We start from the raw sequence: 25,896 nt of genomic DNA on the forward strand, positions 1-25,896 counted from the left end.
GCCTGTGAGTGGCGGCCGGCTGTCAGCCGCGCTCGATAGACTCGCCCAGTGAGTTGGAACGCAGGCCAGTCGAGCGGGTCAGACCCCTGGGAAGACATCCCGTGGAACCCCGACGAGCTCGTGCCGCCCGACGAGTTCGAGCCGCCGCCCCCCGACGACGAGCAGTTCGCGGCATCCGGCCCTCGTGGTTCCTCCGGTCGCGCGGGGTCGCCGGGTCGTGCAGACTCGTCGAGTCGTGGCGGGTCGCCTGATCGCACGACGTCGAACCGCACAGCATCGAATCCCGCGGCGTCGAACCTCTACGAGCCGCACATCCCCGAGCCCGTCGAGCGCCTGCCGCGCCCGTCGACCCCGCTCGAGGCGCTCACGACGATCTTCGGCTACGACTCCTTCCGCGGCGACCAGGCCGCGATCATCGACCAGCTCGTGGGCGGCGGCGACGCGGTCGTGCTCATGCCGACCGGCGGCGGCAAGAGCCTCTGTTATCAGATCCCGTCCCTCGTGCGCGAGGGCACGGGCGTCGTCGTCTCGCCGCTCATCGCGCTTATGCAAGACCAGGTCGACGCCCTGCGCGCGGTCGGCGTGCGCGCCGCCTTCCTGAACTCGACGCAGGATGCCGCGACCCGCGGCCAGGTCGAGCGCGACTTCCTCGGCGGCGAGCTCGACCTGCTCTACGTCGCGCCCGAGCGGCTCTCCTCCGAGTCGACCAAGAAGCTCCTCGACCGCGGCACGCTCGCCCTCTTCGCGATCGACGAGGCGCACTGCGTCTCGCAGTGGGGCCACGATTTCCGCCCCGACTACCTCGCCCTCTCCGAGCTGGCCGAGCGCTGGCCGGCCGTGCCGCGCATCGCGCTCACGGCCACGGCCACGGCGGCCACGCACACCGAGATCACCGAGCGGCTGCGGATGAGCGAGGCGAAGCATTTCGTCGCGAGCTTCGACCGCCCCAACATCCAGTACCGCATCGTTCCGAAGGCCGAGCCGCGCAAGCAGCTGCTCGACTTCATCAAGACCGAGCACGCCGGCGACGCGGGCATCGTCTACGGGCTCTCGCGCAACACGGTCGACAAGACCGCGGAGTTCCTGAAGGCTCAGGGCATCGACGCCATGCCCTATCACGCGGGTCTCGACGCGGCGACGCGGGCAGCCACCCAGTCGCGGTTCCTGCGGGATGACGGCGTCGTCATCGTCGCGACGATCGCCTTCGGCATGGGCATCGACAAGCCCGACGTGCGCTTCGTCGCCCACATCGACCTGCCCAAGTCGGTCGAGGGCTACTACCAGGAGACCGGCCGAGCGGGCCGCGACGGCCTGCCCTCGACGGCGTGGCTCGCCTACGGGCTGCAAGACGTCGTGCAGCAGCGTCGCATGATCGACGAGTCGCCGGGCGACCTCGCCCATCGCCGCAAGCTGTCCGCGCATCTCGACGCGATGCTCGCCCTCTGCGAGACGGTCGGATGCCGCAGGGTCAACCTGCTCAGCTACTTCGGTCAGGCGAGCGAGCCGTGCGGCAACTGCGACACCTGCCTGGTTCCGCCGGAGACGTGGGACGGCACCGTTCCCGCCCAGAAGTTCCTCTCCACGGTCGTGCGCCTCAAGCGCGACCGCAACCAGAAGTTCGGCGCGGGTCATCTCATCGACATCCTGCGCGGAAAGCAGACCCCGCGCGTCGAGCAGTACGGGCACGACACGCTCACGACCTGGGGCATCGGCCAAGACCTGAGCGATGCGCAGTGGCGCGGCGTCGTGCGCCAGCTGCTCGCGCAAGACCTGCTCGCGGCATCCGGCGAATACGGAACGCTCGGCATCACCGAGGCGAGCACCGAGGTGCTCTCGGGTGCGCGCTCCGTGCACCTGCGTCGCGAGCCCGAGCGTACCGCGCGGTCGTCGCGCTCCTCCGGGTCGTCGCGCTCGCTCGCCACCGCCGACCTCTCGGCCGACGATGCCGAGCTGTTCGAGAAGCTGCGGGCCTGGCGCGCCGGCGAGGCCCGTGAGCAGGGCGTCCCGGCGTACATCGTCTTCGGCGACGCGACGCTGCGGGCCGTGGCATCCGCTCGCCCGTCCTCGCTCGACGAGCTCGACGGCATCACGGGCATCGGGGCGAAGAAGCTCGAGTCGTACGGCCAGAAGCTCCTCGACGTGGTCGGCGAGGGCTCGGAGTCGTGAATCGGATCGGTACCCGGCCGCGAGCCGCGCTACGGGCGATCGGCGAGCCGGGTCGTGGGGCGCACGCCGCATCGTGGTACGGCCGGCGAGCCGCACAGCGGGGCGATCGGCGAGCCGGATCGTGGGGCGAGCGATGAGCCGCGCCGCCGGTGGGCCCGCGAGGCGGTCAACGGGCGGGGTTGCGAGTCGGGCCGTGAGCCGGGCCGTGAGCGGACCCGTGAGTCGGGCTGTGAGTGGACCCGTGAGTCGGGCTGTGAGTGGACCCGTGAGCCGGGTCGTGAGTCGGACCGTGAGTCGGGCCGTGAGCGGACCCGCGAGTCGGGCCGTGAGCCGACCCGTGAGCCGGCCCGTGAGTCGAGCAGTGAACGGACCCGTGACTCGGGCTGTGAGCCGACCCGTGAGCCGGGCCGTGAACCGACCCGTGAGCCGGGCTCCGAGGAGAGGGACGCCGTGAAGAGCTGGAGCTTCGAGCGTCTTGCGCTCGTGGGGTTCGCGAGCAGCGCGCTGTGCGTGCTGCTGCTCATCGTGAACGCGGTCACGGGCAACGCCGCCGTCGCGGTGCTGCTGCCGATCGCGATCCTCGCCCTCGCCTTCGGCGGGTTCTGCTCGGTGCGCGCCCAGATCGTGCGCTCCCGCAACCGCCGCGGGTTCTGAACGGGCGGCTTTTCGGGCTGCTGCTGCGCTCGGACGCGACCCCAACCCGTCGCACCCTGCGTCGAGTCGCGCCGAATCGTCGTTCGGAGGCGCCGCAGACGACGATTCGGCGCGACTCGCGACGGGGTGGCGGGCATCCGGGCGGCTGTGGCATGTGCACAAACGTTCGGGCGGCGGTGGGCGGCTCGCTTGTCGTTTGCGCACGGGGGAGTTGGGCGCGCGCGGCATCCGTCTTAGCGTGGGAGGCACGGCATGCCGGTAGAGCCGTGCGTGCGCTGTGCCGTTGAGAACTGCGCTGTTCAGAGGAGAGTTGACGATGGTCGACGCCACGACGAAGAAGACCGCCACTCCGCGCCAGAAGGCCGGGCGGAAGACGAGCCCGGACGCGGCGAGCCCCGCGAAGGCGAGCCCCGAGAAGGCGAGCCCGCAGAACCCCGACGAGGCGACGGCCGCGGCCCCGAAGACCGCGGCGGGCCTCGCCCCGGCCCGCACAGCCGCGGATCGCGAGACCGCCGCGAGGCAGACGGCCGTCGAGAAGAGCGTGGATCGCGAGCTCGCGCGCACCGAGCCCGCCGCCCCCGCCGACGAGCCCCGCGTCGACGTCGAGGCGCTCGGCCGCCAACTGCTCGGCCGCTGGGCCGACATCCGGATCTCCGCCCGCGAGGTCGCCGGCCGGCCCGAGATGCAGAGCGTGCCCGGGCTGTCGATGGCCGAGCACCGTGAGCGCGTGCTGGGTCAGCTCAAGCTGCTCGTCGACAACGGGCAGGTGCACCGCGCCTTCCCGGTGAGCGTCGGCGGCCAGGAGGATCACGGCGGCAACATCGCCGGCTTCGAGGAGCTCGTCGTCGCCGACCCGTCGCTGCAGATCAAGTCCGGTGTGCAGTGGGGGCTCTTCGGCGCCGCCGTTATGCACCTCGGCACGCAGTCGCACCACGAGAGGTACCTGCCCGCGATCATGAGCCTCGAGGTCCCTGGCGCGTTCGCGATGACCGAGACGGGCCACGGCTCGGATGTCGCGAGCATCGCCACGACCGCGACGTACGACCCCCAGGCGCAGGAGTTCGTCCTCGACACCCCGTTCCGCGGCGCCTGGAAGGACTACCTCGGCAACGCCGCGCTGCACGGCAAGGCCGCCGTGGTCTTCGCGCAGCTCGTGACGCAGGGTGTCAACCACGGGGTCCATGCCTTCTACGTGCCCATCCGCGATGCCGACGGCGTCTTCCTGCCGGGCATCGGCGGCGAGGACGACGGCCTCAAGGGCGGTCTCAACGGCATCGACAACGGGCGCCTGCACTTCAGAGGCGTGCGCATCCCCCGCACCGACCTGCTCAACCGCTACGGCGACGTCGCGGAAGACGGCACCTACTCCTCCCCGATCGCGAGCCCGGGCCGGCGCTTCTTCACGATGCTCGGAACCCTCGTGCAGGGACGTGTCTCGCTCGACGGCTCGGCGGTCGCGGCATCCAAGGTCGCCTTGCAGATCGCGATCACCTACGGCAGCCAGCGCCGCCAGTTCACGGCCGCGAGCGACACCGACGAGGAGGTGCTGCTCGACTACCAGCGCCACCAGCGCCGGCTCTTCCCGCTGCTCGCGACGACCTACGCCGCGAGCTTCGCGCACGAGCGCTTCCTCGTGAAGTTCGATGAGGTCTTCTCGGGCAAGGCCGACACGGATGACGACCGCCAAGACCTCGAGACGCTGGCCGCCGCGCTCAAGCCTCTGTCGACCTGGCACGCCCTCGACACCCTGCAAGAGGCCCGCGAGGCCTGCGGCGGCGCGGGTTTCCTCGCCGAGAACCGGCTTACCGGGTTACGAGCCGACCTCGACGTCTACGTGACGTTCGAGGGCGACAACAACGTGCTCCTCCAGCTCGTCTCGAAGCGCCTGCTCACCGACTTCAGCAAGAAGTTCGCGAAGGCGGACACGGGCGCGCTCGCCCGCTACGTCGTCGAACAGGCCGCCGACCGCGCCTACCACGGCACGGGCCTGCGCAGCCTGGCCCAGACGGTCAAGGACTTCGGGTCGACCGCGCGCTCGGTCGAGCACCTGCGCGAGCCGGGCGTTCAGCGCGAGCTGCTCACCGACCGGGTCGAGACGATGATCGCGGATGCCGCGGCCAAGCTCCGTCCGGCATCCAAGCTGTCCAAGAAGGATGCCGCCGCGCTCTTCAACTCGCAGCAGAACGAGCTCATCGAGGCCGCCCGCGCCCACGGCGAGCTGCTGCAGTGGGAGGCGTTCACGGAGGCGCTCGACGAGGTGGCCGACCCGCCGACCAAGCGCGTGCTCACCTGGGTGCGCGACCTCTTCGGCCTGGGCCTGGTCGAGAAGCACCTCGCGTGGTACCTCGTGCACGGACGGCTCTCGCCGCAGCGGGCCCAGGCCGTCTCGGCGTACATCGATCGCCTGATCGCGCGGCTGCGTCCGCACGCGCTCGATCTCGTCGACGCCTTCGGCTACCGCCAGGAGCACCTGCGCGCGGCGATCGCCTCGGGTGCCGAGGCCGAGCGCCAGTCCGAGGCGCGCGAGCACCAGCGCGCCCAGCGCGAGAGCGGCACGGCCCCCGTCGACGAGAAGACCCTGCGCGCCGCGAAGCGCTAGCGCGCGGCATCCGCTGCCCCTCCTCCCCCGCCCTACCCACCTACGCACGTACATACTCAAAACGACGGAGATTTCCACCGTAACGGCCCGTTTTCGCCCGAAACGCGACAAAACAGCGGGAATCTCCGTCGTTTTGAGTAACGGACGAGGAGAAAGGGTCGGAGGGGTCGGAGGGGTCGGGGTGTTGAGCGCGCGAGCCGTCGTGCGCGTTCGGCATCCGTGAGCGCTATGAGTCCGCGCGTGTGTAGCTTTCGCGCAACTCGGCCTCCTTCTGGCGGCTGGGGAGGCCGAACCAGACGACGACCGCGCCGATGACGATCGCCACCGCGCCGATGAGGTAGGCGCCGAGCGATCCGGCGACCAGGCTCTGGCGGGCGGCTTCGAGGATGTCGTCGGAGTACTGGGGGTATTGGGTCGCGACGTGCGCGGCGGAGGCGAAGGATGCCTGAAGCGCGCGGGTGACATCCGGGCCTATGCTGCTCGCCGCCCCGCTGGATGTGAGCACGTCGGCGAACGCCGTGGCGAAGCCCCCGGCGAGCACCGCCCCGAGGAGGGCCTGCATGATCGAGCCGCCGAGGTCGTTCTGAAGGTCGGATGTCGCCGACGCCATCCCGACGCGGCGCACGGGGGTCGTGCTCGTGAGCGAGCGCGAGGAGGCCGTGATGACGAACGCCGCACCGGCGCCGATGACGAAGAAACCGATCCCGATGAGCCAGTACGGCGTGCCTTCGCGCCACGCGAGCATCGTGAGGAACGCGACGATGATGAAGGCATAACCGACGAGCATGGTTCCTCGTGTGCCGGACGTGATGACGATGCGAGCCGACACCGGGGCCATGAGGATGAGGCCGACGGCCGCGGGTATGACGGCGGCGCCGGCGCCGAGCGGTGTGTAGCCGAGGATGTTCTGCATGAACTGCTCTCCGACGAACATCGCGCCGATGAGGGACCCGAACGCGATCGTTCCCGCGAGTGCCGGCACCCAGAACAGGCGCCGTCGGGCGACCGACAGGTCGTAGAGCGGGTTCTTCGCGACCCTCTGCCGCCACAGGAAGAGCCCGATGAACACTACGGCGCCTCCGATGAGCACGCCCCCGACCGTGCCGCCGCCGGGAGCGAGGACAACGCCGATTCCGAGCACCAGCGCGGCGATGCCGATCGTCGAGAGGATGCCGCCGAGGTGGTCGACGGGCTCGGTGGACTCGTCGACGTGCGACGGCACGGCTGTCATGATGAGGATGATCGCGACGATCGCGACGGGGATGCTCAGCAGGAACGCGACGTTCCAGCTGGAGATCGCGAGGACGCCGCCCGCGACGACGCCGCCCGCGACACTCGCCATGCCGCCGAGGCTCGCCCACAGTGCGATCGCGCTCGTGCGCTTGGGGCCCTCCGCCCAGAGCGCCGTGATGAGCGACAGGGTCGTCGGATACGCCATGCCCGCGGCGAGGCCCGTGAACACGCGCGCGCCGATGAGGATCTCGATCGTCGGCGCGAAGGCGGACAGGAGGCTCGCGACGATCGTGAGCACCATGCCGATCAGCAGGAGCTGCTTGCGGCCGAAGCGGTCGGCGACCGCGCCGAAGTACAGCACGGACATGGCCAGCCCGAGCCCCGTGCCGAGGCCCACGAGATTCAGCGCCGTCTGGGACGCGTCGTAGCTCATCCCGATCGCGGGAAGGGCGACGGTGGCCGCGGCGAAGTTGATGTTGCAGACCACGGCTGCGATGAGGAGCGCAGCGAGCACGAGTCCTGCGCGAGGGGGGACACCCGCCCGGGGACCGTCGGCGTTGCGTGCAGAGACGGCAGCGGTGTTCACGGCGGAAGGCTCCTCGATGATCGGATGCGGCGCACTGTTTTCTCCTCGAAAGATAGCGTATTTCCGCCCGAGGGAACGATCTCGCCTCGATGATCCCGCCCCTCTCCTCCCTACTCAAAATGACGGAGATTCCCGCCGCAGCGGCTCGTTTTCGCCCGAAATGCTCTATGACGGCGGGAATCTCCGTCGTTTTGAGTAGGCACGGGGAGGGAGGGGCGGGCGGTGGTACCTGAGTACCAGCGGATGCCGCGAGGAGGGGCCGCGCGACGGACGCGGTGCGGCATCCATTCTCCGTACTGTCGAAGAGTGCCACGAACGGCACTCTCGCAGAAACGAAGGTGATCGAATGATCGAGGCTGAGCTGCTCAGCAAGAGGTACGGGTCGAAGACGGCCGTGGACGGCGTGACGTTCACGGTGCAGTCCGGCAAGGTCACGGGCTTCCTCGGGCCCAACGGCGCCGGCAAGTCGACGACGATGCGGATGATCGTGGGGCTCGACCGGCCCACCGCCGGCCGGGTGACCGTCAACGGGCGCCCCTACGTGGAGAGCCGCGCCCCCCTGCGCGAGGTCGGTGTGCTGCTCGACGCCAAAGCCGTGCACACCGGTCGCAGCGCCTACAACCACCTGCTCGCGATGGGCGCGACCCACGGGATCGGCGCGGCCCGCGTTCGCGAGGTCATCGAGCTCACGGGGCTGCAGTCCGTCGCGCGCAAGCGGGTCGGCGGCTTCTCGCTCGGCATGGGACAGCGCCTCGGGATCGCGGCCGCCCTGCTCGGCGATCCCCAGACGCTCATCCTCGACGAGCCCGTCAACGGACTGGACCCCGAGGGCGTGCGCTGGGTGCGCACCCTCGTGCGATCCCTTGCGGCGGAAGGCCGCACGGTGCTGCTCTCCTCGCACCTCATGAGCGAGATGGCCCAGACCGCCGACCACATCATCGTGCTGGGGCGCGGCCGGATCATCGCCGACGCCCCCGTCGGAGACATCGTGGGCGGCGCGAGCCAGCTCACCGTGCGCGTGCGCACGCCCCACGCGAGCGAGCTCACGGCTCTGCTCGCCCTCCCGGAGGTGCGCGTGACGAGCGTCGAGCAGGGTCTGCTCGACGTGAGCGGCATCTCCGCCGCCGACATCGGCGACCGCGCCGCTCGTGCGGGCATCGCCCTGCACGAGCTCACCCCTGTCACCCGTTCCCTCGAGGAGGCGTACATGTCGCTCACGGAAGACGACGTCGAATACCGCACACAGTCCATGCTCGAGACGCAGGACCTCCCGTCGCAGGGGGTGGCACGATGACCGCCGCGGTGGGAGTGCAGCCCCGGGTCGCGGCATCCGCCCGCCCGTGGCGACTGAGCTTCGGGGGCGTGCTGCGCTCGGAGTGGATCAAGATGCGCAGCCTGCGCTCGACCGTCTGGTCGTACGTCATCATCATCGCGATCTCGATCGGCATGGCTGCGCTCATGAGCTCGACGGCGGGATCGTTCGCCTCCGAGGTTCCGGCCTCGGAGTACAACACCTTCGTGCTGCAGGCGTCGACCTTCGGGATCTTCTTCGGGCAGCTCGTCGCCGCCGTTCTCGGTGTGCTCGTCATCAGCGGCGAATACTCGACCGGCATGATCCGCTCGACGCTCACCGCCGTGCCGGGGCGGCTCGCCGCCCTGTGGGCCAAGGCCATCGTGTTCGCGGTCGCGACCTTCGTCGTCGGCCTCGTGAGCGTCGGTCTGAGCCTCGTGATCGCGGCTCCGATCCTCGGCGGCTTCGGCATCGAGGCGGATCTCTCCGACCCGGCCCTCTACGGCTCGCTCGTGAGCGCCGCCGCGTACCTCGCCCTCATGGGCGTGCTGTCGCTCGGGATCGGCACCGTGCTGCGTGCGGGGGCCGGCGGCATCGCGGCATCCCTCGGCCTCATCCTCGTGGTGCCGATCATCGTCTCGATGATCCCGGCCGACTGGGCGAGCGATCTGTCGCCCTATCTGCCCTCGAACGCGGGGCAGGAGATGTTCGGCCTATCATCGATGGGTGGTGGCAACCTCGAGGTCTGGCAGGACTGGCTCGTCGTTCTCGGCTGGGTCGCCGTCTCGATGATCGGCGCGGCCGTCGCGCTCAAACGGAGGGATGCCTGACCGTGGTCTCCAGCGAATCCCCGACGGCCCGGCTCGCGGCGAACCCCGCAGCCGACGCCGCCGGGGATTTGCGGCTTCCCAAACCACCGGGGGTCATCCGGCAGTTCTTCGCGCGGCATCCGTGGCTCGTCGACTGGGCCCTCGTCGTTCTGTACTACCCGCCGGCCGCCATCACGATCCTGGTGCTGAGCACCGACGTCTCGGCCGGCGTGGCGCTGCTCAACCTCGTCTACATCACCGGCGGCGCGGCGGCGCTGCTGTTCCGCCGCGCCCTGCCCGTGCTCGCGCTCGCCGTCTCGACCGTCGTCTTCCTGATCGCTGACCCCGACTTCAGCTCGCTCGCCATCCTGCCCTTCGCCATCGCCCTCTACGCGGTCGCCGTGTACGAGAGCGTGCGCGCCGCGTGGTGGGGCTTCGGGGCGTCGTCGCTCGCCGTCATCCTGGGCACGATCCTGCAGTCGCTCCACAAGACCGCGCCCTGGGTCGGCGACGCCGGCCCGATGATCATCGTGATGATCATCGCCACGCTCGTGGGCATCAACATCGGCAATCGCAAGAGATACGTCATGGCCCTGCTCGACCGCGCCGCGCAGCTCGCGCGCGAACGCGACCAGCAGGCCGAGCTCGCCGCCGCGGCCGAACGCGCCCGCATCGCCCGCGAGCTGCACGATGTCGTCGCGCACAGCCTCTCGGTGATCGTGGCGCTCTCCGACGGCGCCGAGGCGATCGCCGATCGCGACCCCGCACGATCCCGGGCCGCCATGCGCCGGGTGTCGGATGCCGGCCGCACCTCCCTGCAGGAGATGCGACGCCTGCTCGGGGTCATGGGCGGAACCGACGACGAGGGCGGTCAGCCGCTGCGGCCCCAGCCCGGCATGGTCGACCTCGGCGACCTGCTGCAGACCTACCGCTCGGCCGGTCTCCCCGTGCGCTTCGAGACCGAGGGCCACACCCCCGAGGAGCCGGGCCTGCAGCTCGTCGTCTACCGCATCGTGCAGGAGTCGCTCACCAATGTGCTCCGCTACGCGAGCGGTGTGAGCGCCGTCGTCGTGCGCGTCGTGTCGACCGAGGCGAGCATCATGGTGTCGGTGCGGGACGACGGCACGGGCACGGCGCAGCTGTCGCAGGGGCTGGGGCGGGGCATCCTGGGCATGACCGAACGTGCGGCCCTGTACGGTGGAACGCTCACGGCAGGACCGGAGCCCCCGCGGGGTTGGCGGGTGTATGCGGCGATACCGCTGCCGGGCGGGGCGGGTGCGGGGGATGGCGCCGGCGAGACCGGCGATGCGGACGCGGATGCTCCTGCGGCGTCGGCGGCGGCCGCTGCCGCTGAGATCGAGGCCGCTGGGGCCGCGACCGACGTCGACGCCGACGTCGCGACGCAAACGGACGGGAAGGGCGACGAGTGAGCGATCGACGAGAGACACACGAGCCGGAGGGTCGCGACATCCGCGTGCTGCTGGTCGACGACCAGGCGCTGCTGCGGGTGGGGTTCCGGATGGTGCTCGACGCGGAGGAGGGCATCGACGTGGTCGGCGAGGCGTCCGACGGGGTCGAGGCCGTCGAGCTCGCGGCGCGCCTGCGACCCGACGTCGTGCTCATGGACGTGCGGATGCCGCGACTCGACGGCATCGCGGCGACCGAGCGCATCGTGGCCGCCCAGCCTGCCGCCCGCATCATCATCCTGACGACCTTCGACCTCGACGAGTACGCCTTCGGCGGGCTGCGGGCTGGCGCGAGCGGGTTCCTGCTCAAAGACGCCCGGCCGGCCGAGCTCGTGGCCGCGATCCGCTCGGTCGACCGCGGCGACGCCTCGATCTCGCCGCGGATCACCCGCAAGATGCTCGACCTCGTGGTTCCCCAGCTCGCCGGCGAGGAGCCCGACTCCGAGCAGCTGCGTCTGCTGGCCACGCTCACGGAGCGCGAGCGCGAGGTCCTCGTCGCGGTCGCGGGCGGCCTCTCGAACGCCGAGATCGCGGAGCGCTTCTTCCTCTCCGAGTCGACGGTCAAGACCCACGTGAGCCGCGTGCTGCTCAAACTGGGCCTGCGCGACCGGGTGCAGGCCGTCATCTTCGCCTACGAGCAGGGCCTCGTCTGACCCCGAGTAGACGCGAATCGGGGGTCCAGAGGCCTCTGGACCCCCGATTCGCGTCCACTCGGGGGGAGGGTAAGTTGGGGGACCATGGATGAAACCGAGTTCCTCGACCTTCCGCTCGCCGATCGTCTCGCCGTGGCGGTGGAGGGGTCGAGCGAGATCGCGGTGGTCCGGCGCGCGCTGCAGCTGATGGCGGGGCGGAACCCGGGCGACGACTTCCTGCTGCTCGTCGGCGGGCACCACGCGCAGGGCATCCTCGACGGCGCACCGCCGCTGTACTGGCCGGAGGTGTGGGGCACGCGAGCGCTGTTGTACGTGTGGGCGGAGTCCGCGGCATCCGCTGTGATCGCGGGCCTCGGCAACCAGGCCTGGCGGGTGCGCGAGATGAGCGCCAAGGTGATCGCGGAGCGCGGCGTCGAGGCCGCTGCCGAGCTCGCCGAGGCGACGACCGACGCGAACGCCCGTGTGCGTGCGGCGGCCGTGCGCGGTCTGGTCGCGCTCGGCGCCGACGACCAGCGCGACGCCATCACGGCACGGCTGCGCGACCCTGACAAAGAGGTCAAGCAGGCGGCCCGCCAGGCGCTCGACGCCTTGCGCCGCATTCAGGGCGACTCATAGAAAACACAAGCCCGTGTAAAGAACGGAACAGAAACCAGGCCTATTCAATCCGGTTCGGAGGTCCTGGACTCTGCTTCAGAACTTGTGATCCTTGAAGGACCGCGGGAAGTGGCGAGGATGGCTCTCAATGACGTCGCGCACTTGGAATGAGTGGTCGGACGTCCGTGTCGAGTATGGGCGGAGTCCCGCGCCACTAGGTGAACTCGTTGATTTTCGGGCGCGCCGGGTTCTCAAATTTCACCATGATCTTGAGGAGCCGATCCGAATGCTTGGGATGTCTGGTCTCTCGATGACCTGATCGGGGCATATGTGCTCAGAGGCACTATTCACGATGGGATCGACGTCCTCCCGCAGAAAGGCTGCGACGCTTGATGGGCGGATCGAAGCAGATCGCTGTATCGCACTCGGACGCTGCGGGGATCCATGGTCCAGCCAGGGAGGCGCGCGGTCTTATCTCCTTCAAGCCCGGCCAGTCGGCGCTACACCAGATGCGTGTGCGGCGACCGTCGCTTAAGCCCCTACCTGAGGTCGGCGACGGCGCGGTCGAAGTCCTCGGATGCCAGCATCGCGTTCGCGCCGGCCCCGGCCATGGATCCGGCGCCCATCGATACGGGCACGTTCGCGAACGGGGCGATGACGTTCCCCGCGGCGAAGACGCGCGGATGGCTCGTCGCGCCGCGCAGGTCGACCTCCAGTGGCGCGCCGGGCTGGTCGGTGCGTGCCAGCGACAGATCCGCCGCGAAGTCGAGGTCGATGGCGGGGGCACCGCCGGTGAAGAGCGCGTCGAGCGTGTGCTCCTCTCCGATGTCGGTCGTGATCACGAGCGCGTCGTCGCGGCGGCTCGCGTCGCGCACCGCCGCAGGGACGAGACGGACGCCCCGGGCGGTCAGCCGAGCAGACGCCTCGTCCGTCAGCGGGTCGACGCCGGCGGTGAATGCGGTCACGTCGTCGGAGAGCTGACGCACGAGTTCGATCTGGTGCAGGCTCATCGGCGACGTCGCCAGCACCCCGAGTCGGCCGCCGGCGACCTCCCAGCCGTGACAGTAGGGGCAGTGCAGCACGGTCCGTCCCCATTCGGCGTGGAGCCCGGGCACCTCGGGGAGGTCGTCGAGGATGCCGGTCGCGATGATGATCACGCGGGCGAGGTCGACCGTGCCGTCCATCTGCGAGATGCGCAGGCGATGGCCCTCATCGGCTATGCCGGCCACGGCGCCGGTGGCGATCTCGACGCCGTACGCGCGCGCTTCGGCGCGGCCCTTCTCGAGCAGCCGAGCCGGGTCGAGGCCGTCGTGGCCCAGCACGCCGTGCATCTGCGCGGCGAAGCGATTGCGCGGCAGCCCGGCGTCGATCACCAGTGTGCGGCGGCGCGAACGCCCCAGCATCTGCGCCGCGCTGAGGCCCGCAGCTCCGCCGCCGATGATCACGGCATCCCATTCGTTCGTCATGGACCTAGACTCGTTCGGAGCGATGAACATGGCAAGCCTACTTGCGGAAATGGCAAGATTGATAAATGGATGCCTCGCTCGAACAGATTGGACCCCGCCTCCGTGCCGCACGCAGGGGGCGCGGATGGACGCTGGAGGAAGCTGCGGCACGGGCCGGAATGTCGTCGAGCACGCTGTCGCGCCTGGAGTCGGGCAAGCGCCAGGCGTCGCTGGAGCTGTTGCTCCCGCTCACTCGGGCACTCGGCATCCGCATCGACGATATTCTCCCCTCGACCACCGGCGACCCACGCGTCCGCCGGGCGATCGAGCGGCGAGACGGGATGGTCGTCGCCCCGCTCACGCTCGAGAGCTCACCGGTGCAGACCTACAAGGTCACCTTCCCGCCCGTGCCCGAAGCGCCGTCGCCCCGGATCCACGACGGATACGAGTGGCTGTACGTCCTCAGCGGCCGTCTCCGCCTCGCCCTCGACGACCACGAGCACATCATCGCGCGTGGCGAGTCGGTCGAGTTCGACACCCGTGTCCCGCACAGCCTCAGCGCGACGGAGGACGGGCCGGCCGAGGTGCTCAGCATCTTCAGCGCCGCGGGAGAGCGGATGCATACACACGGGACCTCGTGAGTCAACTCGCCGGGCGTTGCCCCGGCTGGGACAATGGGCGGATGAGTTCGCGCGGCCGCTACCGAGGTGTCGCCCTCGTCGCACTGGCCACGGCCCTCACCCTCACCGCCTGCACCACCGACTCGCAGCCGGCGCCGCCCACGCCCTCACCCACGCAGGCCGCCTATTCGGCCGAGCAGGACGCCTACTCGCCCATCACAGTCGATGTGACGAATGATCCCGTCCCGGTGAAGGCGACCGACGGCCGCATCCACATGGCTTACGAGCTGCTGATCACGAACGCCACGTCGGGCGATGTCACGATCGAGTCGGTGGATGCCGTGGCCGGCTCGAGCACGCTGCAATCACTCTCGGGCGACCAGCTACCGGCGCTCTTCCGCACGATCGGCACCGGTGGCAGCGCGCCCGTTCTCGCCGGCGGCCAGCGGGGCATGGTGTGGATGGACGCCGTCGTCGACACGGAGGCCGATGTGCCGCTGTCGATCGACCACGTCATCACCGTACGGGCGGCTGAGGCGCATCCGCCGGTCTTCGACACGGTCACCGAGGTGCGGGCCCCTCGAGTGCCGGTCGATTCGACGCCGGCGGTGCGCATCGGCCCGCCCTTGAGCGGACCGAACTGGCTCGACGCCAACGGCTGCTGCGAGCTCACTCCGCACCGCGCCGCCGTGAGCCCCATCAACGGCGCCTTCAACGTGCCCGAGCGCTGGGCGATCGACTACGTGCAGCTCACCGACACGAATGCGCTCTTCAACGGCGACCCCGCGAGCCTCGACAGCTACCCGAGCTACGGCCGCGACATCCTCGCCGTCGCCGACGGCCCGATCGTGGCGATGACGACTGATCGCCCCGAACAGGTGCCCGGCACTGCGCCGACCGGTCTCACGCTCGACGAGTACGGCGGCAACTACATCGTGCAAGACATCGGCGGTGGCCGCTTCGCGTTCTACGCCCACCTGCAGCCCGACAACCCCCAGGGTCTCGCAATCGGCCAGACGCTGCGCCGCGGCGACGTGATCGGCCTGCTCGGCAACACCGGCAACTCGGATGCCCCTCACCTGCACTTCCACGTCATGAGCTCACCGAGCCCGCTCGCCTCCAACGGCCTCCCTTTTGTCATCGACGGCTTCACGCTCCAGGGCGAGGTGCCGACCGCGGACGACCTCGACAAGGCCTACGACGGAACGCCCTACCCGATCGACACGGCCCACGCGGGCGAGCGCACCGACGAGGCGCCCCTCGTGCGCACCCTCATGAGCTACGAGTAGCTCGACGTCGCCACTGAGACGTCGCCACTGGAACGTCGCCATTGAGAGGACTTATCCCCTCTCCTCTCGGCGCGAAACCGGCGCACGAGCAACGGTGTGCGTCATCTCGCCGCCTGGCGACGAGTAAGGCGTGATATATCACACGAGCGTGACGGGGAGACCGCAGACCGTTCACCTGTGGCTCACCCGGTCTTCGTCTAGGGGTTCCCTATGAAGCGCAGTGTGGACAGTCGGCCGCATCATGGCCGACACCACCACGCTATCGAGAGGACCCTATTCACATGGGTACACCCCGCACGACACCGCGACGCCCCGCATGGGCCGCGGCGGCCGTCGCAGCGACACTGGTCGCCGGACTGGTCCCGGTCGTGGCGGCTGCGCCGGCATCCGCCGCAGTCGTTCCCACCTTCGCCTCGGCGGTCAGCGCCTCCGACGCGAAACCCGAGCGAGTCATCCTCACCCCGAGTGAGCACGCCGATGTCTCGCAGTCGTTCACGTGGCGCACCGGTGCATCCGTGATGGACGGCACGGTCAGCATCCGCAAGGTCGGCGAGACCACCTGGCGCACCGTCGACGCCCGCGTCAACGAGGAGCTGCAGAGCAACGGCGTGCCGACCCGCACGCACTCGGCCACGATCGACGGCCTCACCGCCGCGACCGAATACGAGTACTTCGTCGGCACCGGTGTCGTCGACGGCCCCACCGCGAGCGAGGCCTACACCTTCACGACGGCCGGCAAGGCCGGCGACGAGTTCCAGTTCATCTACTTCGGCGACGCGCAGAACGAGATCGAAGAGAAGTGGGCTCCTGTCGTCAAGCAGGCCTTCGACCGCTTCCCCGAGGCCGTCGGCACCGTCAACGCCGGTGACCTCGTCAACACGGGCGGCAACGACGGCGAGTGGACCGAATGGTTCGGCGCCATGGACGGCTACAGCCAGACCCGCAACGTCATCGCCGCACCCGGAAACCACGAGTACGGCGGAGACGACTTCCTCAAGGTCTGGAAGTCGAACTTCGAGTACGACGCCAACGGCCCGCGGGCGGATGTCGCGACCACGCCCACAGAGGGCATGAGCGACGGGCAGAAGCAGCTCGCCGCCTACGAGGCGCAGATGGAGAAGGCGCTCGCCGAGACCGCCTACTACACCGACTACCAGGGCGTGCGGTTCATCTCGCTCAACGCCAGCCGCGAGCAGGCCGTCGCGCTCATGACGCCGGCCGACCTGCCCGAGTGCAAGATCGCGTGCCCGAACCCCACCCAGCTCTGGCTCGACATGCAGGCGAAGTGGCTCGACTCGATCCTCGTCGACAACCCCAACAAGTGGGCCGTCGCCGTCTTCCACCAGCCCGTCTTCTCGACGGCCGAGGGACGCGACGAGGTCGACGTGCGCGAGACCTGGCTTCCGGTCTTCCAGCGCAACGACATCGACCTCGTGCTCATGGGCCACGACCACACCTACGGCCGCGGCTTCGTCGACGCGGATGCGACCGACACCCCCGGAATGACCACCGGCCCGGTCTACACCGTCGCCGTCTCGGGCCCGAAGTACTACGAGATGCAGCCGGAGGACAACAACGTCTGGACGCAGAACGGCGCCTCGATGGTCACCCGTGCGGCCCACACCTCCACCTTCCAGGGGATCACGGTCTCGAAGGACCAGATCCGCTACGAGTCGATCATCGGCGCGAAGTGGGACGACGAGTCCACCACCGACAAGGCCGTGGGCGACACGCTCGACGCCTTCACGATCACCAAGTACGACAACGGTGAGAAGTACGTGACCGAAGACGGCGTGGCGATCCCGGAGCCGAGTGAGCCGCAGGATCCGACCGACCCCAGCGAGGAGCCCGCCGCTCCCGAGGAGCCGGCCGGAACGCCGGCCGATGTCCCGCTCGGCCACGAGGTCATCGACGAGTTCGACGCCTCCGCCGCGACCGTCCCCGGCCCGACCACGGTCAACCCCACCACGGGTGTCGTGTACACGGCCGACAAGGAGTCGGGACTCATCGAGGCCGTCGACCCGGAGACGGGCGAGGTCATCGACTCGTTCTCGGTCGGCGAGTCGGTTCAGGACATCGCCTTCGACGCGGCGTTCAACGGCATCCTCGTCGCCCAGGGCGGCACCAGGATCGCCTCGTACCTCACGAACCCGGCGACCTTCGGCGTTCCGTACATCGCCCCGATCCCCGCCGGCGCGCCGGTGAAGTCGCTGCAGTACGACGGCTTCCGCGGCCTCGTCTTCGTGGGGCTCGCGAACGGTGCCATCATCACGCTCGATGAGGACTTCGAGGTGTCCGGCCAGTTCAACGCCGGCCCCGCCTTCCAGAGCATGCGCCTCGACGACATCACGGGCGTTCTCTACGTGACCTTCGCCAACCAGGCGGACGGCCAGGTCGGCCTGCGACTCTACGAGACGCGCAACGACATGAACGTGCTCAAGGAGTTCGAGCTCGACCGTGCCGCCGGCCCGCTCGACATCGACATGGTCACGGGCCTCGCCTATGTGGGTCACACCTCGGCCGCGGCCGGCCAGGGCGGCCTCTCGGTCATCGACGTCGTTCACGACACGGTCACCCGCTACAGCGGCGAGGCCTTCGGCAGCGCCATCAGCGGTGTCGGCGTGAACGCGAAGGCCGGCATCGCCTACCTCGCGAGCTCGGCGAAGGCCCCCGCGCCGATGATCGTCGTCGGCCGCCAGCAGGCGCCGAGCGTCGTCTCGTCGCCCGTCGCCCAGACCGTGGATGCCGGTGCCACCGTCTCGTTCACGGCCGAGGGCTCGGGCGTTCCCGCCCCGACCGTCGCCTGGGAGTCGCGTGCCGCCGGTACCGACAGCTGGGTGCCCGTCGAGAACGCGGCCGCTCGCGCGACCTCGTCGAACACGCTCGAGGTCGTCGCCTCGGAGGAGATCCACGGCACGCAGTACCGCGCGGTGTTCACCAACACGATCGCCGGCGAGCAGTACTCGACCGTCAGCGCCACGGCCACGCTGCGCATCGCCGGATTCGTCCCGGAGGACCCGACCGACGAGCCGACCGACGAGCCGACCGACGAGCCGACCGACACCCCGTCCGACACCCCGTCCGATGAGCCGACCGACGGCCCGAGCGAGACCCCGGCCCCGGCCGACCCCGCCGGCGACTCGACCGACAAGCCCGCCGGTGAGCTCGCATCGACCGGTGTCGAGCCGTGGGGCATGGCGCTCGCCGCCCTGCTGCTCCTCGTCGCCGGTGCGCTCACGGTCGTGGTTCGCCGCCGCCGCGTGACGCAGGACTAGTCGTACAGCACCATCCCGAACAGCGGGGCTGCACGCGGAACTCGCGTGCAGCCCCGCTGCCGTTCGACCGGGTGTGAAGCGTCACACATCACAGCTTTCGGCTAGGCTCGGCCCATGCGCAGCTACTACCCGGAAATCGAACCCTACGACTCGGGCATGCTCGACGTCGGCGACGGCCAGCAGATCTACTGGGAGGTCTCGGGCAACCCCGAGGGCAAGCCCGCGGTCTTCCTGCACGGCGGGCCCGGCGCCGCGACCGCCCCCAACCACCGCCGGGCGTTCGACCCCGACAGGTACCGCATCGTGCTGTTCGACCAGCGCGGCTGCGGCAAGAGCACCCCGCACGCGAGCGCTCCGGAAGCGGACCTCAGCACCAACACGACCTGGCACCTCGTCGCAGACATCGAGAAACTGCGCGAGCACCTCGGCGTCGACCGCTGGCTCGTCTTCGGCGGCTCCTGGGGCAGCACCCTCGCCCTCGCCTACGCCGAGACCCATCCGGATCGTGTGAGCGAGCTCGTGCTGCGCGGCATCTTCACGGTGCGGCCGAGCGAGCTCGACTGGTTCTACGAGGGCGGCGCGTCGGCGATCTTCCCCGAGCAATGGGAGGGCTTCCTCGAGCCCGTCGACCCGGCCGATCGGGGTCACCTCATCCGCGCGTACTCCGAGCTGCTCAACGACCCCGACGACTCGGTCGCCGAAGCCGCGGCCGTCGCCTGGGCGAAGTGGGAGTCATCCGCCATCACGCTCCTGCCCAACTCCGGGGTCGTCGACTCGTTCACCGAGCCGCGTTTCGCGCTCGCCTTCGCGCGCATCGAGAACCACTACTTCATGAACGGCGGGTTCCTCGACGAGGAGGAGCAGCTCATCCGCAACGCCCCGCGGCTGCGCGACATCCCCTCGGTGATCGTGCAGGGCCGGTACGACATCTGCACCCCGCCCTTCACGGCCTGGGATCTGCACAAGGCCTGGCCCGAGGCCGAGCTGCAGATGATCCCGGATGCCGGTCACTCCTTCGACGAGCCCGGCATCCTCGACGCGCTCATCACGGCGACCGACCGCTTCGCCGGGGGCTCGACGAGCGCGTCGTGACCGGTCGCTAGATTGGACCCATGAGCATTGCCAAGTCCGGTCGCGAGCGGCCGGGGGCGGACGCCGCGGCCGATCCGATGGCGCAGTGGCCCACCGGTCGCCTCCTCTCCACGGCGTCGCGGCTCGTCGAGCACGCCTGGGGAGACGCCCTCGACGAGCTCGGGCTGACCCACGCGGGCCTCATCGTGCTGCACTTCCTGGAGGCCGGCCCGCTCAGCCAGACCGACCTCGCGGCGCGCGCCCGCGTCGAAGATCAAACGATGTCGCGCACCCTCGAGCGGCTGCAGCGAGAGGGCTACGTGACCCGGGGGCAGGATCCGCTCGACCGCCGTCGCAGGATCGTGTCGATCACGCCCGACGGCGTCGCGGTCTGGCGGCAGGCGCGCACCCTCGAGGCCGACGTCTTTCCCGAGATCCCGAACGGCGAGTCGTTCCGCGCGGTGCTCCTGAGCATCATCCAGTCGTCGTCGGCCAAGCGCTGGGCTCCGTAGGAGACGCTCGCAATCCCTGATCAGGTGCTAATTGCGCGGCGGGGGCTAGTGGTTCCGTCCCCGACGTCCTACCCTCGGAGGAGGGACATCGGTGCGCACCGGGGGGTGAACGCAATGGAGCAGTCGCAGCATCCGACCTGGGCGACGCCCGTGCGGCTCGCACTCGGTGTGGCCGCCGCCGCATTCGCGTTGACCGTTCTGGGTCTCGCCTTCGGCTCCTCGTCCGCTTCCGCCTCCGACGGCCACGACAGCCCGTCGCCGCTCGGCGGCCTGAGCTCGGGTCTGAGCTCCACCGTGCAGGATCTCGGCGACACCGTGGGGTCTGTCACGGGCGCCGTCGACGGAGTCGTCGATGACGTCGTGGGCCTCGTCGATCCGGTCGTCGCGAGCGTTCCCGAGCCGGTCGGTCCGGTGCTCTCACCCGTGACGGAGGTCGTCGACCAGCTCGCGGCCCAGCAGCCGGCGCAGGCGATCGTGACCCCCGTGGCAGAGGCGGTCGACGGCATCGTGGGCGGGCTTCCCGTCGTCGGTGACATCGTCGGCGATTCAACCGTGCAGGATGTCGCGGCACCTGTCACCGGCTCGGTCGACGGCGCGCTCACCGACGTGGCCGACACGCTCGCCCGCACCGGCAGCGACCCCGTTCTGCCCGGCCTCCCGGGCGCCCCGGACGGCGGCCTCCCGGGTCTCCCCGGCGGCGGTGCCGGCGAGCCGGGCAGCGGGATCCCGGGGCAGCCGGGAACGCCCGAACCCTCCGACGGCTCCGGCTCCGGCTCCGGCTCCGGCCAGCCGGGGAGCACCCCCGGATCGACGGCTCCGGGAGCGCCGCCCGCAGGGATCTCGGGGGCTGCAACCGGTGCCGCGACATCCGCGGAGCTCTTCTCCTCCGCCCAGATCTTCGCCGAGCGGGTCGCGTCGAACGCGCCCGCCGGCACGACTCCGGGGTCGTCGTCAGCGCCCGTGCCCGAAGGTGTGCCGGGTTCGCCCGGTGCGCCGGGATGGCCGGGCCATGGGGGCCCCGTGACTCTTCCCGCGCCTCCGGGCTCGGGTTCCGGCGCCGGCAGCGGCGGTGCGGGCGGAAGCGTGCCCGCGGACGCCGCGACCGGCGCCCTGTTCGCCTCGCCCGCCGGTGCGCTGTTGCCGCGCGCCGGCGACGACATTCTGCCGGTCTCACCGGCCTACGGCTTCGACTCGACTCCCGATTAGTGAGGTGAGGTCTGCCCTCTCGCGGTGGACATCACACGGAACATCCCCTGACGGGGAACCCACATCACTGATCAAGGAGTTAGAGAACCATGAAAAAACTACTGTTGAGAGGCCTCTACTGCGGCCTCTTCGTCGGGGGGCTGTCGCTTCTCGGCGCGGGCGTGGCGAATGCCGCGGAGTCGTCGGGAGACGACGCGATCCTCTCGGGAAGCCAGGCCGGCCTCTCGGTGACGATTCCCATCGACCTGGGCGGCAACGCCATCAGCCTGCTGGGCGACTCGGAGTCGAGCGACTCCGAGATCGCCGAGCCGCAGCCCGCAGCATCCGCACCCGCGGCGGCGCCGGAGACCTCCGGCGACGACTCGGTCGGCTCGGGCTCGCAGGCGATCGTGGATGTCGAGATCCCCATCGATCTCGGCGGCAACGCGATCAGCCTCCTCGGCGACTCGTCGAGCTCCGGCTCGACGGTGGCCGGTGAGGATCCCGCTCCCGCAGCCGAGCCGGCGGCCCCGACGGCCCCGACCACCGGAGGCGACGACTCGCTCCTGGGCGGGACGCAGGGGATCGTCGACATCGGGGTTCCGGTGAACCTCGGCGGCACCGCGATCTCGCTGATCGGGGACTCCTCCTCGGAGGGCTCGGCCGTGGCATCCGGCTCGGGCGGCTCGGGCGCACCGACGACCTCGGGTGACGACGGCATCGCGGGCGGCACGCAGCTGCTCCCGGTCGTCGACGTTCCGGTCACGGTGGGCGGCACCGCGATCTCGCTGATCGGGGACTCCTCCTCGGAGGGCTCGGCCGTGCAGCCGGGTTCGGGCGCGGCGACGGGCTCGGGCTCGGGCGGCGCGGCGACGTCGGGTGACGACGCCGTGCTCGGCGGCACACAGATCGGCGGCGGTGCCGGCATCCCGGTGACCGTCGGCGGCAACGCCGTCTCGCTCGTCGGGGACTCCTCGTCGAGCGATTCGGCCGTCGGCGGCGGCTCGGCCGGAACGGGAACCGGCGCGGATGCCGGTGGCGCGGCGACCTCGGGTGACGACGGGGTTCTCGGCGGCACCCAGATCGCTCCCGTCGTGGGCCTGCCGGTGACGGTGGGCGGCAACGCGATCTCGGTCGTGGGCGACTCGTCGTCCGACGGCTCGAGCGTCGAGCCGGGCACCGTCGGCGGCCCGCTCGGCGGGACCACCGGCGGGGACGACGGCCTCCTCGGCGGCACGCAGCTGCTCCCCGTCGTGGGCCTGCCGATCACGGTCGGCGGCAACGCGATCTCCGTGATCGGCGACAGCGACACGGGCGGATCGACCACCACGCCGGGCGAGCCCGGTGAGCCGGGCGAGCCCGGTGAGCCGGGAGACCCGGGAGACCCTGGAGACCCTGGAGATCCTGGTGATCCTGGTGATCCTGGTGATCCTGGTGATCCTGGTGACCCTGGGGACCCCGGAACCCCTGGTGATCCTGGGGACCCCGGGACTCCCGGTGACCCCGGGACTCCTGGTGACCCCGGCACCCCGGGAACCCCCGGCGACCCGGCCGCTCCGGCCGGTGATGGTGACGTCGTGGTGATCTCGAACGCGGCCGACTCCGGCTCGTCGTCCGAGGTGCTCGCCGAGACCGGAGTTCCGGCGACTCCCGCCCTGGGCGCCGTCGCACTCCTGCTGCTGCTCGGCTTCGCCTTCGTGGCGCTCGCTCGACGCACCCGCACGGGGCGCAGCCACCGCTAGGAGCGAATACCCGCTGGCCGGGTCCGTCGGCTGATCCCGACGGGCCCGGCCCGGCCTGCGTGCATGGCGGGCACCCGCCTCCGCCCCTGCCCTCCGCCGAGGTCGTCCTCCTCTCGAGCGCGGGTTTGTTGCCGGGCGACGAGCGTCGGTGGGCCGCGGTCGCGAACAAGCCCGCGGTCGATACCTGTGCTCGCGGAGGAGGCCGTGCTCAGTCCCCGGTGCTCGGCGCTGAGGATCGCGACTCCCCGGGGCGGGCCACGTCGCGGGATGCCGAGCGGGGGTTTGTTGCTGAGCGACGAGCCTCGATGGGCCGCGGTCGCGAACAAACCCGCGGTCGGATATCTGTGCTCGCGGAGGAGGCCGTGCTCAGTCCCCGGTGTTGGGTGCTGAGGATCGTGTCTCCCCGGGGCGGGCCACGTCGCGGGATGCCGAGCGTGGGTTTGTTGCCGGGCGACGAGCGCCGGTGGGCCGCGGTCGCGAACAAACCCGCGGTCGCGAGAAAAGCGGCGGTCGCGAACAAACCCGCGGTCGCGAGAAAAGCCGCGGTCGCGAACGGACGCCGCACGCGGCGGCTTCGGCGCTAGAGCGAGGCGAGCAGCTGCGTGAGCAGCGAGTGGGCGATGCGCCCGGCCTTCTCGTCGTCGCCCGCGACGACCGCGAGCACGAGCTCGTCGTGCTCCTCGTTGTGGTCGTTCTCGCCGTGCACGATGTTGCTCTCGATCTCCTCCCGCATCGTGTCGACGAGGCTGTCGTAGACCTCGAGGTAGAGCGGGTTGTGCGCCGCGACGACGATCGCGCGGTGCAGCGCCAGATCGGCCGCGACCTGCTCGTTCACCGCGCCGGTGCGCCAGGCCGTGCGCCGGCGCTCGGCGGCCGCGGTCAGCAGCTCGACGTCGGCGGAGTCGCGCCGACGGGCCGCGAGCGAGGAGGCCGTGACATCCAGCGCCTGACGCAGCTCGAGGATGTCGCGGCGCTGGGCCGGCCCGATGTGCTTGGCGAGCGCGCTGCCGAGGCTCGAGGTCGCGGTGACGTAGGTTCCGGAGCCCTGGCGGCGCTCGAGCAGGCCGTCGTAGACGAGGGCCTGGACGGCTTCGCGCACGGTGTTGCGGCCCGTGCCGGTCATCTCGGCGAGCTCGCCCTCTGTGGGGATCTTCGCGCCGACCGTCCACTCCCCGGCGGTGATCTTGGCGCGCAGCTCTTCGGTGACCTGACCGATGAGCCCGACCCTGCGCACGGCGTGCAGGCGTCCGTTCCGATCGGGGCTTGGCATATTCATCCGGTCATCCTATGATTTGTTCACCGCTGCGATTGTATTTTCGCAGATCGTCTCCGGCCGGGGGCGAATGCGGTGCAAAGCCCCAGGATACGAGCAGACGGAGAAGCCTGCATGAGCACGACCACGGACCAGCCCGCCGCCCTCGCGAAGCTCCCGCTGTGGAGGGGCCGTGTGCTCATCGGCCTCGGCATCGTCTTCGCGGCTTTCAACCTGCGCCTCGCCGTCACCTCCTTCACCCCGCTGCTCGAGACGATCGGCGCCGACATCGGCTTCGACGCCGCGATCGCCGGGGTGCTCGGCATGATGCCGCCGGCCGCGTTCGCGGTGTTCGGAATCCTGACCCCGCTCGTCGCCCGCCGAACCGGGCTCGAGCGCCTCGCCCTGCTCGCCATGGTCATGGCCGGTGTCGGCCTGCTCGCGCGCGCCTTCGTGAGCGACGCGCTCTCGCTCGTGCTGCTCTCGGCCCTCGCGCTCGGTGGCGCGGGCATCGGCAACGTCGTCATCCCGCCTCTGCTCAAGCGCTACTTCGCCGACCGGGTGGCGACCATGAGCACGATCTACGTGACGCTCCTGCAGCTCGGGGCGCTGCTGCCCGCCGCCATCGCCGTCCCGCTCGCGAACGAGTTGGGCTGGCGGGCGTCCATCGGCCTGTGGTCGATCGTGGCCTTCGCCGCCGCGCTGCCGTGGATCGGCGTGCTGCTGAGCCGCCGAGGCGCTCGGGTGCGGGCGGCGCGGGCCGGTGCGACGGCGGATGCCGCGACCGGCGGGCCCGCGACATCCGCCGTTCGCGGCAGCGCCTGGCGCTCGTCGCTCGCGTGGGGCATGCTCGGCATGTTCTCGATGACCTCGCTCAACACCTACGTCGTCTTCACCTGGCTGCCCGCCGTGCTCTCGGATGCCGGCCAGACCCCTGAGTTCGGCGGGCTCATGCTGTCGCTCTTCTCGGTGCTCGGGCTCGCCGCCGCGCTCGTGGTGCCCGGCTTCGCGTCGAAGCTCAGCAACCTGTTCCCCTTCGTCGCGGTGAGCGTGCTGTTCTACGTCGCCGGCTACGCAGGGCTGTTCTTCGCGCCGACCGCGGCACCCGTGCTCTGGGTGCTGCTCGTGGGCATCGGGCCGTACACCTTCCCGCTCTCGCTCGCGCTCATCAACCTGCGCACCCGCACCCCGGAGGGCTCGGCCGCGCTCTCGGGCTTCACCCAGGGCGTCGGCTACCTCGTGGCCTGCCTGGGGCCGCTGCTGTTCGGCGTGTTCCGCGAGGCCTCGGGCGGCTGGGGTCTCTCCTTCGCCCTGCTCGGGGTGTCGCTCGTGATCTTCGTCGTCTCGGCCTGGGCGGCGTGCAAGCCGCGCATGCTCGAGGACGAGTGGATGCCGCGCCCGGCCGTGCGCGGCTGACAGCACGCACCACGGGGCCGGCGGCACTGTTCCTTCCG

19 protein-coding genes are annotated in these 25,896 nt (G+C 70.5%); 16 read left to right on the plus strand and 3 right to left on the minus strand.

Translation table 11 applies throughout. The features are described 5' to 3' along the window. Nucleotides 1–48: 48 nt before the first annotated feature. The 3 genes from recQ (at nucleotide 49) to CLV54_RS02830 (ending at nucleotide 5,419) form a co-directional block, all read left to right on the plus strand. Nucleotides 49–2,166, plus strand: a complete 2,118-nt coding sequence (gene recQ / locus CLV54_RS02820; protein ID WP_245861250.1) for a DNA helicase RecQ — start codon at nucleotides 49–51, stop codon at nucleotides 2,164–2,166. A gap of 450 nt (nucleotides 2,167–2,616) precedes the next feature. Beyond that, the gene (locus CLV54_RS02825; RefSeq protein WP_100343419.1) at nucleotides 2,617–2,820 is read left to right on the plus strand and encodes a hypothetical protein; all 204 of its coding nucleotides are present in this window, start codon (nucleotides 2,617–2,619) and stop codon (nucleotides 2,818–2,820) included. A gap of 316 nt (nucleotides 2,821–3,136) precedes the next feature. Beyond that, nucleotides 3,137–5,419 (plus strand): acyl-CoA dehydrogenase family protein, encoded by a 2,283-nt coding sequence (locus tag CLV54_RS02830; protein ID WP_245861252.1) that lies wholly within the window; start codon nucleotides 3,137–3,139, stop codon nucleotides 5,417–5,419. Between the two features lie 226 nt (nucleotides 5,420–5,645). On the opposite strand, the gene CLV54_RS02835 is transcribed toward CLV54_RS02830, so the two are convergent. Continuing rightward, a complete protein-coding gene (locus CLV54_RS02835; protein WP_100343420.1) occupies nucleotides 5,646–7,238 on the minus strand; it encodes an MFS transporter in 1,593 nt (530 codons plus the stop codon). 346 nt (nucleotides 7,239–7,584) lie between these two features. On the opposite strand from CLV54_RS02835, the gene CLV54_RS02840 reads away from it, so the two are divergent. The 5 genes from CLV54_RS02840 to CLV54_RS02860 all read left to right on the plus strand — a co-directional run bounded on the left by CLV54_RS02840 (nucleotide 7,585) and on the right by CLV54_RS02860 (nucleotide 12,072). Further along, the gene (locus tag CLV54_RS02840; protein ID WP_100343421.1) at nucleotides 7,585–8,532 is read left to right on the plus strand and encodes an ABC transporter ATP-binding protein; all 948 of its coding nucleotides are present in this window, start codon (nucleotides 7,585–7,587) and stop codon (nucleotides 8,530–8,532) included. Continuing rightward, a complete protein-coding gene (locus CLV54_RS02845) occupies nucleotides 8,529–9,359 on the plus strand; it encodes an ABC transporter permease (protein WP_100343422.1) in 831 nt (276 codons plus the stop codon). The genes CLV54_RS02840 and CLV54_RS02845 overlap by 4 nt, the downstream gene beginning before the upstream one ends. Nucleotides 9,360–9,361: 2 nt before the next feature. Next, complete coding sequence (locus CLV54_RS02850; RefSeq protein ID WP_100343423.1) at nucleotides 9,362–10,768, plus strand: sensor histidine kinase; 1,407 nt, start codon at nucleotides 9,362–9,364, stop codon at nucleotides 10,766–10,768. 89 nt (nucleotides 10,769–10,857) lie between these two features. Then, nucleotides 10,858–11,457: a response regulator gene (locus CLV54_RS02855; RefSeq protein WP_100343638.1), complete on the plus strand. Its 600-nt coding sequence runs from the start codon at nucleotides 10,858–10,860 to the stop codon at nucleotides 11,455–11,457. An 84-nt stretch (nucleotides 11,458–11,541) separates the two neighbouring features. Continuing rightward, nucleotides 11,542–12,072 carry a HEAT repeat domain-containing protein gene (locus CLV54_RS02860; protein ID WP_100343424.1) on the plus strand — a complete coding sequence of 177 codons (531 nt, stop codon included), beginning with the start codon at nucleotides 11,542–11,544 and terminating at the stop codon, nucleotides 12,070–12,072. A gap of 518 nt (nucleotides 12,073–12,590) precedes the next feature. On the opposite strand, the gene CLV54_RS02865 is transcribed toward CLV54_RS02860, so the two are convergent. Further along, complete coding sequence (locus CLV54_RS02865; protein ID WP_100343425.1) at nucleotides 12,591–13,517, minus strand: NAD(P)/FAD-dependent oxidoreductase; 927 nt, start codon at nucleotides 13,515–13,517, stop codon at nucleotides 12,591–12,593. A 65-nt stretch (nucleotides 13,518–13,582) separates the two neighbouring features. Between CLV54_RS02865 and CLV54_RS02870 the strand changes: the two genes are divergently transcribed. The 7 genes from CLV54_RS02870 to CLV54_RS17765 all read left to right on the plus strand — a co-directional run bounded on the left by CLV54_RS02870 (nucleotide 13,583) and on the right by CLV54_RS17765 (nucleotide 23,190). Then, nucleotides 13,583–14,137 carry a helix-turn-helix domain-containing protein gene (locus CLV54_RS02870; protein ID WP_100343426.1) on the plus strand — a complete coding sequence of 185 codons (555 nt, stop codon included), beginning with the start codon at nucleotides 13,583–13,585 and terminating at the stop codon, nucleotides 14,135–14,137. A 41-nt stretch (nucleotides 14,138–14,178) separates the two neighbouring features. Next, on the plus strand, nucleotides 14,179–15,405 hold the full coding sequence (locus CLV54_RS02875; protein ID WP_100343427.1) for a M23 family metallopeptidase: 1,227 nt from the start codon (nucleotides 14,179–14,181) through the stop codon (nucleotides 15,403–15,405). Nucleotides 15,406–15,686: 281 nt separating this feature from the next. Then, nucleotides 15,687–18,680 carry a metallophosphoesterase gene (locus CLV54_RS17760; protein WP_211294419.1) on the plus strand — a complete coding sequence of 998 codons (2,994 nt, stop codon included), beginning with the start codon at nucleotides 15,687–15,689 and terminating at the stop codon, nucleotides 18,678–18,680. A gap of 114 nt (nucleotides 18,681–18,794) precedes the next feature. Then, the gene (gene pip / locus CLV54_RS02885; RefSeq protein WP_100343428.1) at nucleotides 18,795–19,772 is read left to right on the plus strand and encodes a prolyl aminopeptidase; all 978 of its coding nucleotides are present in this window, start codon (nucleotides 18,795–18,797) and stop codon (nucleotides 19,770–19,772) included. A gap of 20 nt (nucleotides 19,773–19,792) precedes the next feature. Next, nucleotides 19,793–20,263 carry a MarR family winged helix-turn-helix transcriptional regulator gene (locus CLV54_RS02890; RefSeq protein WP_100343429.1) on the plus strand — a complete coding sequence of 157 codons (471 nt, stop codon included), beginning with the start codon at nucleotides 19,793–19,795 and terminating at the stop codon, nucleotides 20,261–20,263. 114 nt (nucleotides 20,264–20,377) lie between these two features. Next, nucleotides 20,378–21,469, plus strand: a complete 1,092-nt coding sequence (locus tag CLV54_RS02895) for a hypothetical protein (RefSeq protein WP_100343430.1) — start codon at nucleotides 20,378–20,380, stop codon at nucleotides 21,467–21,469. A gap of 89 nt (nucleotides 21,470–21,558) precedes the next feature. Beyond that, on the plus strand, nucleotides 21,559–23,190 hold the full coding sequence (locus CLV54_RS17765) for a hypothetical protein (RefSeq protein ID WP_100343431.1): 1,632 nt from the start codon (nucleotides 21,559–21,561) through the stop codon (nucleotides 23,188–23,190). A 580-nt stretch (nucleotides 23,191–23,770) separates the two neighbouring features. On the opposite strand, the gene CLV54_RS02905 is transcribed toward CLV54_RS17765, so the two are convergent. Next, entirely contained in the window at nucleotides 23,771–24,466 is a 696-nt protein-coding gene (locus tag CLV54_RS02905; protein WP_245861254.1) for a FadR/GntR family transcriptional regulator, read from the minus strand. Nucleotides 24,467–24,577: 111 nt separating this feature from the next. Here CLV54_RS02905 and CLV54_RS02910 point away from each other — a divergent pair, with 111 nt between their 5' ends. Further along, the gene (locus CLV54_RS02910) at nucleotides 24,578–25,858 is read left to right on the plus strand and encodes an MFS transporter (protein WP_100343432.1); all 1,281 of its coding nucleotides are present in this window, start codon (nucleotides 24,578–24,580) and stop codon (nucleotides 25,856–25,858) included. The last annotated feature ends 38 nt before the right edge of the window (nucleotides 25,859–25,896 follow it).

It is taken from the genome of Compostimonas suwonensis, assembly GCF_002797855.1.
Classification (GTDB): Bacteria; Actinomycetota; Actinomycetes; order Actinomycetales; family Microbacteriaceae; genus Compostimonas; species Compostimonas suwonensis.